12 protein-coding genes are annotated in these 12,480 nt (G+C 72.3%); 1 reads left to right on the top strand and 11 read right to left on the bottom strand.

All coding sequences use genetic code 11. The features are described 5' to 3' along the window. Window positions 1-288 precede the first annotated feature (288 nt). On the top strand, window positions 289-1,215 hold the full coding sequence (locus tag KBZ10_RS07130; protein ID WP_210986633.1) for a 5'-3' exonuclease: 927 nt from the start codon (window positions 289-291) through the stop codon (window positions 1,213-1,215). A gap of 179 nt (window positions 1,216-1,394) precedes the next feature. Here the strand turns inward: KBZ10_RS07130 and KBZ10_RS07135 are convergent, their stop codons facing one another. From KBZ10_RS07135 to pafA, 11 genes are all read right to left on the bottom strand, one after another. Then, on the bottom strand, window positions 1,395-4,214 hold the full coding sequence (locus tag KBZ10_RS07135; protein ID WP_210986634.1) for an RNA helicase: 2,820 nt from the start codon (window positions 4,212-4,214) through the stop codon (window positions 1,395-1,397). An 80-nt stretch (window positions 4,215-4,294) separates the two neighbouring features. Then, on the bottom strand, window positions 4,295-5,185 hold the full coding sequence (locus tag KBZ10_RS07140; protein WP_210986635.1) for a diacylglycerol kinase: 891 nt from the start codon (window positions 5,183-5,185) through the stop codon (window positions 4,295-4,297). Window positions 5,186-5,300: 115 nt separating this feature from the next. Then, complete coding sequence (tatC, locus tag KBZ10_RS07145) at window positions 5,301-6,263, bottom strand: twin-arginine translocase subunit TatC (protein ID WP_210986636.1); 963 nt, start codon at window positions 6,261-6,263, stop codon at window positions 5,301-5,303. 62 nt (window positions 6,264-6,325) lie between these two features. Further along, complete coding sequence (tatA, locus tag KBZ10_RS07150) at window positions 6,326-6,625, bottom strand: Sec-independent protein translocase subunit TatA (RefSeq protein WP_210986637.1); 300 nt, start codon at window positions 6,623-6,625, stop codon at window positions 6,326-6,328. 212 nt (window positions 6,626-6,837) lie between these two features. Beyond that, the gene (locus KBZ10_RS07155; RefSeq protein ID WP_210986638.1) at window positions 6,838-7,041 is read right to left on the bottom strand and encodes a hypothetical protein; all 204 of its coding nucleotides are present in this window, start codon (window positions 7,039-7,041) and stop codon (window positions 6,838-6,840) included. Between the two features lie 115 nt (window positions 7,042-7,156). Then, the gene (locus KBZ10_RS07160; protein ID WP_210986639.1) at window positions 7,157-7,393 is read right to left on the bottom strand and encodes a hypothetical protein; all 237 of its coding nucleotides are present in this window, start codon (window positions 7,391-7,393) and stop codon (window positions 7,157-7,159) included. Window positions 7,394-7,409: 16 nt separating this feature from the next. Beyond that, a complete protein-coding gene (locus tag KBZ10_RS07165; protein WP_210986640.1) occupies window positions 7,410-8,372 on the bottom strand; it encodes a YafY family protein in 963 nt (320 codons plus the stop codon). A 36-nt stretch (window positions 8,373-8,408) separates the two neighbouring features. Beyond that, window positions 8,409-9,362, bottom strand: coding sequence for a YafY family protein (locus KBZ10_RS07170; RefSeq protein WP_210986641.1), 954 nt, complete (start codon window positions 9,360-9,362; stop codon window positions 8,409-8,411). Between the two features lie 125 nt (window positions 9,363-9,487). Next, window positions 9,488-9,862 (bottom strand): FKBP-type peptidyl-prolyl cis-trans isomerase, encoded by a 375-nt coding sequence (locus KBZ10_RS07175; protein ID WP_019708851.1) that lies wholly within the window; start codon window positions 9,860-9,862, stop codon window positions 9,488-9,490. A gap of 63 nt (window positions 9,863-9,925) precedes the next feature. Then, window positions 9,926-10,831, bottom strand: a complete 906-nt coding sequence (locus KBZ10_RS07180) for an FKBP-type peptidyl-prolyl cis-trans isomerase (RefSeq protein WP_210986642.1) — start codon at window positions 10,829-10,831, stop codon at window positions 9,926-9,928. A gap of 123 nt (window positions 10,832-10,954) precedes the next feature. After that, window positions 10,955-12,316 (bottom strand): Pup--protein ligase, encoded by a 1,362-nt coding sequence (pafA, locus tag KBZ10_RS07185; protein WP_210986643.1) that lies wholly within the window; start codon window positions 12,314-12,316, stop codon window positions 10,955-10,957. Window positions 12,317-12,480 lie beyond the last annotated feature (164 nt).

Consider the following 12,480-nt stretch of genomic DNA (forward strand, 5'->3'; position numbering starts at 1 on the left):
GGCGCCGTTCACCACGTCCACTGCTGGCCGCCGGCGGCCGCGCTTGGCACGCCGGGGCGTCGGTCGTGATGGCCGTCCCGGGGCGCTGAACGGGCAGTGGGCCGGGGCGCAACGGTCGGCAGGTCGCCGGTCGTCGGGGCTGGTGTCGAGGGGTGCCGTAACGGCCGCTGACGCCCCACTGACCGCGAACGGCGCCCCAGCCGGGAGGCGGGGCATTCGTCGTATGTACGGCCGCCCTACGGCCAGCAGTGGCCGGATGGTGTCGTACGGGTCCGACATGATGGATTCATGACTCGCCTCAAGAAGTGTCTTCTGCTCGACACCGCCAGCCTCTACTTCCGCGCCTACTTCGGCGTGCCCGATTCGGTGAGGGCCCCCGACGGCAGCCCGGTCAACGCGGTGCGCGGACTGCTGGACTTCATCGCCCGGCTCGTCCGCGACCACCACCCGGACGACCTCGTGGCCTGTATGGACGCCGACTGGCGGCCCGCGTGGCGGGTCGAGCTGATCCCCACCTACAAGGCGCACCGGGTCGCCGAGGAGAAGCCCGGCGGCCCGGACACGGAGGAGGTGCCCGACACCCTCTCCCCGCAGGTCCCGGTGATCGAGGAGGTGCTGGACGCCCTCGGCATCGCCCGCGTGGGCGCCCCCGGCTACGAGGCGGACGACGTGATCGGCACCCTCACGGCCCGCGCCGGCGGCCCGGTGGACATCGTCACGGGGGACCGCGATCTCTACCAGCTCGTCGACGACACCCGCGGGGTACGGGTGCTCTATCCCGTCAAGGGCGTCGGCACCCTGCAGCTCGTCGACGAGGCCGTGCTCCGCGAGAAGTACGGGGTGGGCGGCGCCGGTTACGCCGAACTGGCGCTGCTGCGCGGTGACCCCAGCGACGGCCTGCCGGGCGTCCCCGGCATCGGGGAGAAGACCGCCGCCAAACTGCTCGCGGCGTACGGCGACCTCGCGGGAATCATGGCCGCGGCCGGCGACCCGGGGTCGAAGATCAGCCCCGCGCAGCGCAGACGGCTGGAGGAGGCCCGGGAGTACATCGCCGTGGCCCCCAAGGTCGTCCGGGTGGCCTCCGACGTGCCGCTGCCCGGCTTCGACCCGGCCCTCCCCCGCGCGCCCCGCGACCCGGCCGCGCTCGACCGGCTCGCGGAACGCTGGGGTCTGGGCAGTTCCCTCCAGCGGCTGCTCACCGCCCTGGAGGGCTGAGTCCGGGCGATGAGCGGCCCGGACCGCCGCCGGGCGCGACCGGGGTGGACGCCGGGCCACCGGGCCCGCACCGGCACCGCCGCGGGGGTGAGCCGCGCCGTCACGGCGGAGCCCCGGAGTCTTCCCCGTGGTCACGCAGGCCGGCGGCGGCCCCGTACGGCCGAAGCCGCCCCGCGCCGTCAGCCCACCGAGGAGTAGGCCACCACCCCACGGAGCATCCCGTCCACGGCGCGCCGTGCGTTGCGGCGGATCGGGGTGCCCTCCGGCGCCGCCTCCGCGATCTGGCCCAGGACGTCGATGACCTGCTTGCACCAGCGGACGAAGTCGCCGGCGGGCATCTCCACCTCGCGCAGCACCTCGTCCAGGCCGTGCCCGGACGCCCAGCGGTGGGCGGACCAGGCAAAGCCCAGATCCGGCTCGCGCTGCCCGACGCCCTCGGTCTGGTTGATCCGGTGCTCCTCCTCCAGCGCGTCCAGCCGCCCCCAGATCCGGACCATCTCGCCCAGCGCCTGCTGGGCCGCGCCGGTGGGCAGCTTGGGCGGCAGGGCGTCGTCGGCGGAGCGGGCCTCGTAGACCAGCGCCGAGGCGCACGCGGCCAGTTCGGCCGGTTTGAGATCGTTCCACACCCCGGCGCGCAGGCACTCGGAGGCCAGCAGGTCCAGTTCGCCGTAGAGCCGGGCCAGCCGGCGGCCGTCCTCCGTCACCTCGTCGCCCCGGAGGTAGCCGAGGTCCGACAGCAGGGCGTAGACCCGGTCGAAGGTGCGGGCGATGGTGTTCGTCCGGCCCTCGATACGGCGCTCCAGCTGCCGGGTGTCCCGGCGCAGCCGGTGGTAGCGCTCGGCCCAGCGGGCGTGGTCCTCCCGGTCCGAGCAGCCGTGGCAGGGGTGGGCGCGGATCGCGGTGCGCAGCCGGGAGATCTCGGCGTCGTCGGCCGCCGGGGCGCGGCCCCTGCGGTGCCGCTCCGGGGTGATGTGCCCGGCGCGGGTGCGCAGCGCGGAGGCCAGGTCGCGGCGGGAGTGCGGGGAGCGGGCGTTGAAGGACTTGGGGATGCGCATCCGGTCCAGCGCCTCCACGGGCACCGGGAAGTCGATCGACGCGAGCCGCTTGACCTGCCGCTCGGCGGTGAGCACCAGCGGACGGGGCCCGTCGTGGTGGTCGAAGCCGCGGTGGCCGTTGGAGCGCCCGGCGGGCAGGCCGGGGTCGAGGACCAGCGCCAGCCCGGCGTACTTGCCCGTCGGCACATGGATGACGTCGCCCGGCTTGAGCTTCTCCAGAGCCGCCGCGGCCGCGACCCGGCGCTGCGCCGCGCCCTGCTTGGCGAGTTCGGTCTCGCGCTCCTTGAGGTCGCGGCGGAGGCGGGCGTACTCCTCGAAGTCGCCGAGATGGCAGGTCATGGAGGCGCGGTAGCCCTCCAGGCCCTCCTCGTTCTTCTGCACCTGACGGGAGATGCCGACGACCGACCGGTCCGCCTGGAACTGGGCGAAGGAGGTCTCCAGCAGCTCCCGGGAGCGGTGCCGCCCGAACTGGGAGACCAGGTTCACCGCCATGTTGTACGAGGGCTTGAAGGAGGAGCGGAGCGGATAGGTGCGGGTGCCAGCCAGCCCGGCCAGCGCCTCCGGGTCCATGGCGCGCTGCCAGAGCACCACGGCGTGGCCCTCGACGTCGATGCCGCGCCGGCCGGCCCGCCCGGTGAGCTGGGTGTACTCGCCCGGGGTGATGTCGGCGTGCTGCTGGCCGTTCCACTTGACGAGCTTCTCCAGCACCACCGAGCGGGCGGGCATGTTGATGCCCAGGGCCAGCGTCTCGGTGGCGAAGACGGCCTTCACCAGGCCCTGGACGAACAGCTCCTCCACGACTTCCTTGAAGGTCGGCAGCATGCCGGCGTGGTGCGCGGCGATGCCCCGCTCCAGCCCCTCCAGCCACTCGAAGTAGCCGAGGACGTGCAGGTCCTCGTCGGGGATGGTGGCGGTGCGCCGTTCGACGATCTCCCGGACCCGGCGGCGGGCGGGCTCGTCGTTGAGCCGCAGGCCGGCGGCCAGGCACTGCTGGACGGCGGCCTCGCAGCCGGCCCGGCTGAAGATGAAGGTGATGGCGGGCAGCAGGCCCTCGGCGTCGAGCCGGTCGATGACCTCGACACGGCTGGGCGTCCAGATCCGGCTGCGCTGCCGGCGCTCGCGCTCGCGGTCGGCCTCGCGGAGGACGCGGCCGCGGCGGCGGTCGCGGGGACCGGTGGGCCGGCTGTTCTCCATGCGGGCCAGGCGCACCAGGTCGGGGTTGACCTCCCGGCGGCCGGCGCCGTTCCGGCCGCTCTTCTCCTCGAAGAGGTCGTACATCCGGCGGCCGGCCAGCACGTGCTGCCACAGCGGTACGGGACGGTGCTCGGAGACGATCACCTCGGTGTCGCCGCGCACGGTGTCCAGCCAGTCGCCGAACTCCTCGGCGTTGGAGACCGTGGCGGAGAGGGAGACGAGCGTCACGGACTCCGGGAGGTGGATGATGACCTCCTCCCAGACCGCGCCGCGGAAGCGGTCGGAGAGGTAGTGCACCTCGTCCATGACGACATAGCCGAGGCCCGTGAGGGACTGCGAGCCGGCGTAGAGCATGTTGCGCAGCACCTCGGTGGTCATGACGATCACCGGGGCCTCGCTGTTGACGCTGTTGTCGCCGGTCAGCAGACCGACCTTCGCCGCGCCGTAGCGCTTCACGAGGTCGTTGTACTTCTGGTTGGAGAGGGCCTTGATGGGGGTGGTGTAGAAACACTTGCGGCCCTGGGCGAGGGCCAGGTGGACGGCGAACTCACCGACGATGGTCTTGCCGGAGCCGGTGGGCGCGGCGACCAGGACGCCCTTGCCGGCCTCCAGGGCCCGGCAGGCGTCGAGCTGGAACGGGTCCAGCTCGAAGTCGTACATCGCGCGGAACGGGAAGAGCGCGGTGGCCTGCTCGGCGGCCCGGCTGCGGGCGGCGGCGTAGCGCTCGGCTGGGGACATGTCGTCGGTCATCGTATCCACGAGCCTACCGGCCGCCTCGGACATCTCAGCGATCTTTTGCGGCAGCCCGGGAAGGCCCCCGTGCCGTCCGGTCAGGGAACGAGCAGCCGCACCGCCCCCGGCACGGTGCCGGCGGCCAGCGGCAGCGGGCCGAGCGGTTCCCCGTCGGCGTAGGCGGTGACGCCGGGTGCCTCCAGGGTGACGCTCCGGGCGCGCAGGACGGTGACCGCCGGGTGGGAGAGATGGCTGCCCCGGTAGACCCGCGGGAAGACCCGCAGCAGCGTGGTGCGGCTGCAGGGGCCCACCACCGTGATGTCGAAGAGCCCGTCGTCGGCGCGGGCCCCGGGGCAGATCCGCATGCCACCGCCGTAGGAGGCGTTGTTGCCGACCGCGACGAGAGTCGCCGCGATCTCCCGCACGGGCCCGCCGTCGAGACCGATCCGGTACGGGATGGGGCGCAGCGCGGCGAGTTCGGCGAGGAGCGCCAGATCGTAGCGGAAGCGCCCGACGGGGCCGCGGAGGCGGTTGCCCCGGTCGTTGACGCGGGAGTCGAAGCCGGAGGCCAGTACGGTGCCGAACCAGTGGTCCCCGGCCCGGCCGAGGTCGGCGGGGCGCCCGCCGTGCTCCTTGAGGGCGGTGGCGGCCACCGCGGCGGCCGCGGCCGGTTTCCGGATCGGCAGGCCGTAGGAGCGGGCGTAGTCGTTCCCGGAGCCGGCGGCGACGACGCCCAGTGGCACCTCCGTACCGGCCACGGCCCGCAGGGCGAGGGAGACCATGCCGTCACCGCCGACTGCGATGAGCGCGCCGGTCCCGCCGGCGACGGCCGCCCGGGCGCGGTCGAGGGCGTCGGCGGCGTCGGAGCCGAGGACGGTCCGCACGGAGAAGCCCGCGTCCCGCAGGGCGCGGGCCGCGGGCTGGGCGGCGTGCGCACCGCGCCCGCGGCCCGCCGCGGGGTTGACGAACAGGGTGATCTCGCTGGTCACGCCGGGACTGTATCCGCTCGGCCGGTGCCGGCGTAACCGCTGGTACCCCAGCGGTTCGCGGCGCCGGACGGCCGCCCCGCGCCGGGCCGGTGCCCCACCGGGGGGGGACGGGCTGCTAGGTGGCGTCGTCGTAACCGTTCACCCGGGGGCTGTTCTCCTCGCGGCTCTGCTGCGGCAGCGCGGCCCGGCCGGAGCCGACCGGCTCGATCTCGTCGATCGCCTCGGGGGTCAGATCGAGCTGGGAGGCCTCGTCGTCGCTCAGCTCCGCGTCCGGGTTCCGGCGGCGGCGCCGGCGGTCGTTGAGGAGGGCGACGCCGACCGCCACGAAGTACAGCAGAACGATCGGCGCGGCGAGCGCCAGCATGGTCAGCGGGTCGCCGGTGGGGGTGGCGAACGCGGAGAAGACCGTGATGCTCATGACCATCCACCGCCACCAGCCGACCATGCGGCGGCCCGAGATGACGCCGCCGAAGTTCAGCATGACCAGCAGCAGGGGCAGCTCGAAGGCGAGCCCGAAGACGACCACGAGCCGGGTGACGATGTCGAGGTAGTCGTCCAGGCGGACCAGGTTGCTGAGCCCCAGGCCGTCCGGGGTGAGCCCGATGAGGGCCGCGGCGCTGGTGGGGAGGATCAGATACGCGAAGTATCCGCCGCCCACGAACAGCGGGATGCCCACGCCCGCGAACAGGAGGGCGTATTTCCGTTCGTTCTTGTGAAGGCCCGGGGCGAGGAACGCCCACAGCTGGTAGAGCCAGACCGGGCATGCCGCCACCACGCCCGTCATGAGGCTCACCTTGATCATGATGGTGAACGGACCGAGGAGTCCGTCGACCGTCAACTGGGCGCAGTTGTCGCCCTTTTCGGCGATCTCGGTGAAACTCGCCGTACAGCCCACGGAATCCCGGATCGGCGCCGTCAGCCAGTCGGCGATCTCCTCGTAGAACCAGAACGCCGCCACGGTGACCACGAGGATCGCCAGTACGGCCTTCAGCAGCCGGTCGCGGAGCTCACGCAGATGCTCCGCGAGCGGCATCCGCCCCTCCGGGTCCTTCTCCCGCTTGCGGGAAGACTTCAGCAACCCCACGTTCCTCATCTTGTGCGGCGGCCGTGGCCGCCGGAAGTGGCCCTACGACGACGGTGTCAGCTCTGCTGGGAGGCGCGGCCCGGCTCGGACACCGGACGCGAGCTGTTCACATCACCGGGGGCGGCCTGGATGGTGCGCGGCGCGGGAGGAGCGGCCTGCCCGGGCTCGGGGTCGGCGGGCTCCTGCCCGCCGGCGGGCGTCTCCCCGTCCTTCTTCATCGCCTTCGCCTCGCTCTTGAGGATCCGGGCCGACTTGCCGAGCGAACGGGCCATGTCGGGAAGCTTCTTGGCACCGAACAGCAGCAGGATCACAAGGACGATCAGTACGATCTCAAGAGGTTTCAGGTTGCCGATCATGTGCGATTACCTACTCCCCGAGGCGGCGTCTGGTGGGGTCTGGCCGGGTGATCGGGGGATTCCCCGAGCTCCCGCGCACAGCATCGTAACGCGCAAGGGTGAACGGCAGGCAATCCTTCCGCGCACTCCCGGTTGCGGCCCCGCCTCTCCTGGCGGCCGCAGTTGCCAGCCTACCTCCCCCTCGGCGCGGGGACAGAGGGCCGGGGAACCGGTCAGCCGGCCTCCGGCGCCCCCGGGCGGGAGGCGAGCGGGGTCGCGGCCCGCTCCAGGTCCTCGGCCGCGCGTTCGATGCGCCGCGAGGCTTCCGCCACCTGCCGGGCCAGCCGGCGCACCTCGGCGAAGACGCGGGCGGCCAGAACGCCGAGGACGGCGATTCCGCAGAAGGCGAGAGCAATGGCGATCATGGGCCAGACCATGGAGGGGAGCCTAGCCGAGCGGGCACGGGCGGCGCCGCGCCGGCCCGGCGGCCGGAACGGCTCGGACGGCTCAGACGGCTCAGACGGCTCAGACGGCTCAGACGGCTCAGACGGCTCAGACGGTGGAGTGCAGCCGCAGCGTGCGGACACCGCCGCCGGTCAGCAGTTCCACGATCCGCTCCCCCGCCGGCTTGCGCACCGCGGCCCCGCAGTCGGGGCAGGTGAAGGAATAGAAGGTCGTCCGGTCACTGGCGCCGATGGCCAGCCGTATGGCCTCGGAGGCCAGCTCGAACCGGCCCCGGCAGTCCGGGCAGGCGGCCTTGAAGAGCACCGCGGTGGTCACCGTGTCCATTCCGTCCTCCGCTCCCTCATCCGCCGTAGGCCGCCAGGGCCCGTCCCGCCGCCAGCCGGGCGCTCTCGGCGAGGTCCGGCGGGGAGACGATGCGGCCGTCACCGCCCAGCCGGAGCGCGAGCCGGCGCAGGCTCGCGGGGTCGGGGGTGCGCAGGGTGATCCGCAGGCCCCCGTCGTCGAGTTCCTCGGCACGGTCGTGCGGGTAGTACTCGGCGACCCAGCGCCCTCCGGGGCCGACCTCGACGACCACCTCCGGGTCCTCGGCGGACGGCTGGACCAGCCCTTCGGAGAGATCGCGCAGTTCGAGCTGCGGCGGATCGGCGGGCTCGTCCAGCAGCCGGATCTCGGCGACCCGGTCGAGCCGGAAGGTGCGCCGGGCCTCGGAGGTCCGGCACCACGCCTCCATGTAGGTGTGGCCGACGGCGAACAGCCGGATGGGGTCCACCTCGCGCTCGGTGAGCTCGTCCCGGGCGGGAGAGTAGTACCGCAGCCAGAGCCGCCGCCGCTCGGAGATCGCCCGGTCCACGTCGGCGAAGACCCCGCCCTCGGACTCGAAGGTGACCGACAGCCGCGAACTGGCCCCCGCGGCCTCGCCGGCCGCCGCCTCCAGTTTCGCGGTGGCGCGCAGCAGGGCCTGCCGGTCGCTCTCCCGCAGGCCGGGGAGCGTCGCGACGGCGCGGGCGGCGACCAGCAGCGCCGTGGCCTCGTCGGCTGCCAGCCGCAGCGGAGCTCCGGAGCTGCTGCCGGCCGCGTCGGGGTTGCGCCACCAGATGTGCTCGCCGTCGGTGTCGATGTCCAGCAGGTCGCCGCCGCGGAAGCTGGTGCCGCACATGGGGAGAACGGTGAGGTCGGCGATGAGCTCGTCCTCGGTGATACCGAACGCACGGGCGACGTCGCTGACACGGGCGCCGGGGCGCTCGCGCAGATACGTCACCAGGGAGAGCATCCGGCGGGTCTGGTCAATCGCGTTGGTGGCCATCGGCAGTCTCGTCGTCCCTCGTTCTCTCGGCGTCTCTCAGCCCTTGGCCACGGCGCGCAGCCGTTCGATCACGTCGGCCCGCAGCTCGGCGGGCTCCAGGACGATCACGTCGGGCCCGAACTCCACCAGCCAGGCGTCGAGTCCGTGTCCGTACGGGATCTCCAGCTCGTCCCAGCCCTCCCCGGTCTCCCGGACCGAGAGGGCCCGGGCCCGCAGCGGATAGCCGGCGCCGGCCCGCAGCCGGATCCGGGCCGTGCTGGTGGCGACCTCGCCGGCCCAGCGCTCCACCGTCTCCCGGACGGTGACGTGGTCGGGCACCTCGGCGGTGAAGGCGCCGGCGCGCGACTTGACCCGGCCGGTGATCCGGGAGAGCCGGAAGACGCGCTCGGCGCCCCGGTCGCGGTCCCAGCCGGCGAGGTACCAGTGGCCACGGCAGCACTCCAGGGTCCACGGCTCGACATGCCGGGTCCCGGGGCGGGCGGCGGCGGCCTTGCGGTAGTCGAAGACGACCGGGCGGCGGTCGCGGCAGGCCAGCATCAGCGGTTCGAAGGCCGGCTCCTGGACCGGGATCCGCGGTTCCAGGGCACTCTGCCCGGTGTACGCGTCCTCGGCGACCGGCATCCCGGCCGCCCGCAGCTTCTGCAGCGCGCCGCTGGCCGCGCCCGCCAGCCGTGCCTGCTGCCACACCTTGGCCGCCAGTCCCAGGGCGGCGGCCTCCGAGGCGTCGAGGGCGACGGGCGGCAGGCGGTTGCTGTCGCGGTGCGCACGGTAGCCGATGTCGCCGTCGAAGCCCTCGACCGTCTCGATGACCAGGCCGAGCTCGCGCAGATCGTCCTTGTCCCGCTCGAACATGCGGTTGAAGGCCTCGTCCGTGGCCGCCTCGATGTACGCCTCGATGGAGGCCCGGAGCTCGCGCTTGCTGAGCGGGCGCCGGGTGCCCAGCAGGCACAGCGCCAGGTTCATCAGCCGCTCGGCCTTGGCAATGGCCATCGACGCCCTCTCTCGTTGTCTCCCCGACCGCTGACCGTACCGCCCCCGGGGCCCCCGGCAAAAGCGAGGGCCCATGCCTCAACGGCACGGGCCCTCGGGAATACGGCCTGGCAGCGGCCGGTGTCTCAGACCGCCACGAGATCGCAGACGAAGATCAGCGTCTCGCCCGGCTTGATGCGCCCGCCACCGGCGCCGCGGTCGCCGTACGCGAGGTGTGCCGGGATGGTCAGCTGGCGGCGGCCGCCGACCTTCATGCCCTGCACGCCCTGGTCCCAGCCGCTGATGACCTGGCCCACGCCCAGCTGGAACTGCAGCGGCGTGCCGCGGTTCCAGCTCGCGTCGAACTCCTCGCCGGTGCTGAAGGCGACACCCACGTAGTGGACGGAGACGGTGTCCCCGGCCTTGGCCACGGGGCCGTCGCCCTCCCAGATGTCCTTGATCTCCAGATCGGCCGGCGGCTCGCCGCCCGGGAAGTCGATCTCGGGCTTCTCGATGCTCACTGAAATGCTCCTAGAAAGAATTTCTGTCGGCGAAACCGTAACAGCCCGGCGGAGAGGCCGTGATCACGAGACGCCGAGGATGTCCACGACGAAGACCAGGTCGGACTTGATCTGCTTCTGCTGCTCCTTGGTCAGCTCGTCCTGCGGGACGATGACCATGACCCGGCTTCCGGCCTTCTGCCCCTTGAGGCCCTCGCTCCAGCCGGGCATCTGCGCGATCGGGACGTCCTGCGGGGTGCCCTGGGCCCAGGTGTCGCCGCCGGGCTTGCCGTCCTTCCACAGGGTCAGACCGTAGTGGACGCTCAGGGTGTCCTTCGCGCCGACCTCCTTGCCGGTGCCCTGGATGATCGTCTTGGCGACGACCTCCCCTGGCGCGTCCTTCCCCTTGGGGATGGTCACCTTCGGCGCGGCGTCATCGGCCTTGGTGCCGACCTTCGGCAGGTCGGCGTCGGTCTGCGGGACTTCCTTGCCCTCGGGCCGGGTCGGCATGACCTTCTTGAGGTCCACCACGAAGACGAGCGTGGAGTTGGCGGGGATCTTCGCCTGCTCCTGCTCTCCGTAGCCCTTGTCCGGCGGGATGACGAGCTCGACGCGGCTGCCCAGCTTCTGGCCGACCAGGCCCTCGTCCCAGCCCTTGATGACCTTGCCGGTACCGATCTGGAAGGTGCTGGGCTCGCCGCGGTCGTAGCTGTTGTCGAAGACCTTCCCCTCCCAGGTCTGTCCCAGGTAGTGGGCGTTCAGGGCCTCGCCCTTCTTCACCTCCGCCCCCTTGCCCTCCTTGAGGACCTTGACCTTCAGGCCCTTGGGCGGGTCGCCCTCGCCCTTGGCGACCTTCGGCTTCTTGCCGTCCTCGCCCGAGACGGCGGGGACGGCGCCGGGCTTGCCGTTGGACCGGGAGTCGTCGCCGCCGCAGGCCGCGGCGGAGACGAGCAGCAGGGGGACAGCCAGCAGGGCTGCGATTCGGCGCACTGTTGATTCCTCGGGGGGCTGCGGTGGGATCGGAACGGACGGTGCCACTCTAACCACGGCGGCACGGCGGCGGAGGGGTCCGGGCGACCGGGCCCCTCCGCCGCCGTGCCGTACCGCCCGCCGTCACATTCCGGCGATCAGCTTCTCCACCCGGTCGTCCACGGACCGGAACGGGTCCTTGCAGAGCACCGTGCGCTGCGCCTGGTCGTTCAGTTTCAGGTGCACCCAGTCCACCGTGAAGTCACGCCGCTGCTCCTGGGCGCGGCGGATGAAGTCACCGCGGAGCCGCGCCCGGGTGGTCTGCGGCGGCACCGACTTGCCCTCGAAGATCTTGAGGTCGTTGCAGACCCGCGCGGCCTGGCCGCGCCGCTCCAGCAGGTAGTAGAGCCCGCGGCGGCGGTGGATGTCGTGGTAGGCGAGGTCTATCTGGGCGACCCGCGGGTGGGACATGGTGATGTTGTTCTTGGCCCGGTAGCGGTCCAGGAGCTTGTACTTCATCACCCAGTCGATCTCGGTGCCGATGCGATCGAGGTCCTCGTCGCGGATGGCCTCCAGGGTCCGGCCCCACAGCTCCAGCACCCGCTCGACGGTGCCGGTGCGGATGCCCCGGCGCTCGCAGAAGTCGACGGCCTTCTCGTAGTACTCCTGCTGTATCTCCAGGGCGGACGCCTCCCGCCCGCTGGCGAGCCGCACCTTGCGGCGGCCGGTCATGTCGTGGCTGACCTCGCGGATCGCCCGGATCGGGTTCTCCAGCGTGAGATCGCGCATGACGGTGCCCGCCTCGATCATGCGCAGCACGAGGTCGGTGGCGCCGACCTTGAGCAGCATGGTCGTCTCGGACATGTTGGAGTCACCGACGATCACGTGCAGCCGGCGGTACCGCTCGGCGTCGGCGTGCGGCTCGTCACGGGTGTTGATGATCGGCCGGGACCGGGTGGTCGCCGAGCTGACCCCCTCCCAGATGTGCTCGGCCCGCTGGCTGACGCAGTAGACGGCGCCGCGCGGGGTCTGCAGCACCTTGCCCGCCCCGCAGATCAGCTGCCGGGTGACGAGGAACGGGATGAGAATGTCCGCGAGCCGGGAGAACTCCCCGTGCCGGGCCACGAGGTAGTTCTCGTGGCACCCGTAGGAGTTTCCCGCCGAATCGGTGTTGTTCTTGAAGAGATAGACGTCGCCCGCGATGCCCTCCTCGTGCAGGCGGCGCTCGGCGTCGACGAGCAGTCCCTCGAGAATGCGCTCGCCCGCCTTGTCGTGCGTGACCAGCTCGATCACGTTGTCGCACTCGGGAGTCGCGTATTCCGGGTGCGAACCCACGTCCAGGTAGAGGCGGGCACCGTTGCGCAGAAAGACGTTGCTGCTCCGGCCCCAGGAAACGACACGGCGGAAGAGGTAGCGCGCCACTTCGTCAGGAGACAGCCGGCGCTGTCCCCTGAACGTGCACGTGACGCCGTACTCGTTCTCCAGCCCGAAAATGCGGCGGTCCATGCCTGAACATTACGCCCTGCGGCCCGCTCTGAAACCGGGTCGGGCCGCACCGTTCGATCATTTTCCCGATCGTTTTCCCCCCGCGCCGGGCTGCCGGCTCCCCATCCGAGCTGCGAGGACGCCGCCGGCGGAGAACGGCCCGGTGGTCCCCGGCACCGCCGGGC

It is taken from the genome of Streptomyces sp. F63, from assembly GCF_018070345.1.
In the GTDB taxonomy this organism is placed as follows: Bacteria; Actinomycetota; Actinomycetes; order Streptomycetales; family Streptomycetaceae; genus Streptomyces.

Excerpts from the sequence above, each read along its gene's own strand:
- tatA (WP_210986637.1), bottom strand. The coding sequence starts at position 6,625 with ATGATCGGCAACCTGAAACCTCTTGAGATCGTACTGATCGTCCTTGTG.
- KBZ10_RS07165 (WP_210986640.1), bottom strand. The coding sequence starts at position 8,372 with ATGGCCACCAACGCGATTGACCAGACCCGCCGGATGCTCTCCCTGGTG.
- pafA (WP_210986643.1), bottom strand. The coding sequence starts at position 12,316 with ATGGACCGCCGCATTTTCGGGCTGGAGAACGAGTACGGCGTCACGTGC.
- KBZ10_RS07155 (WP_210986638.1), bottom strand. The coding sequence starts at position 7,041 with ATGGTCTGGCCCATGATCGCCATTGCTCTCGCCTTCTGCGGAATCGCC.
- KBZ10_RS07135 (WP_210986634.1), bottom strand. The coding sequence starts at position 4,214 with ATGACCGACGACATGTCCCCAGCCGAGCGCTACGCCGCCGCCCGCAGC.
- KBZ10_RS07160 (WP_210986639.1), bottom strand. The coding sequence starts at position 7,393 with ATGGACACGGTGACCACCGCGGTGCTCTTCAAGGCCGCCTGCCCGGAC.
- KBZ10_RS07130 (WP_210986633.1), top strand. The coding sequence starts at position 289 with ATGACTCGCCTCAAGAAGTGTCTTCTGCTCGACACCGCCAGCCTCTAC.
- KBZ10_RS07170 (WP_210986641.1), bottom strand. The coding sequence starts at position 9,362 with ATGGCCATTGCCAAGGCCGAGCGGCTGATGAACCTGGCGCTGTGCCTG.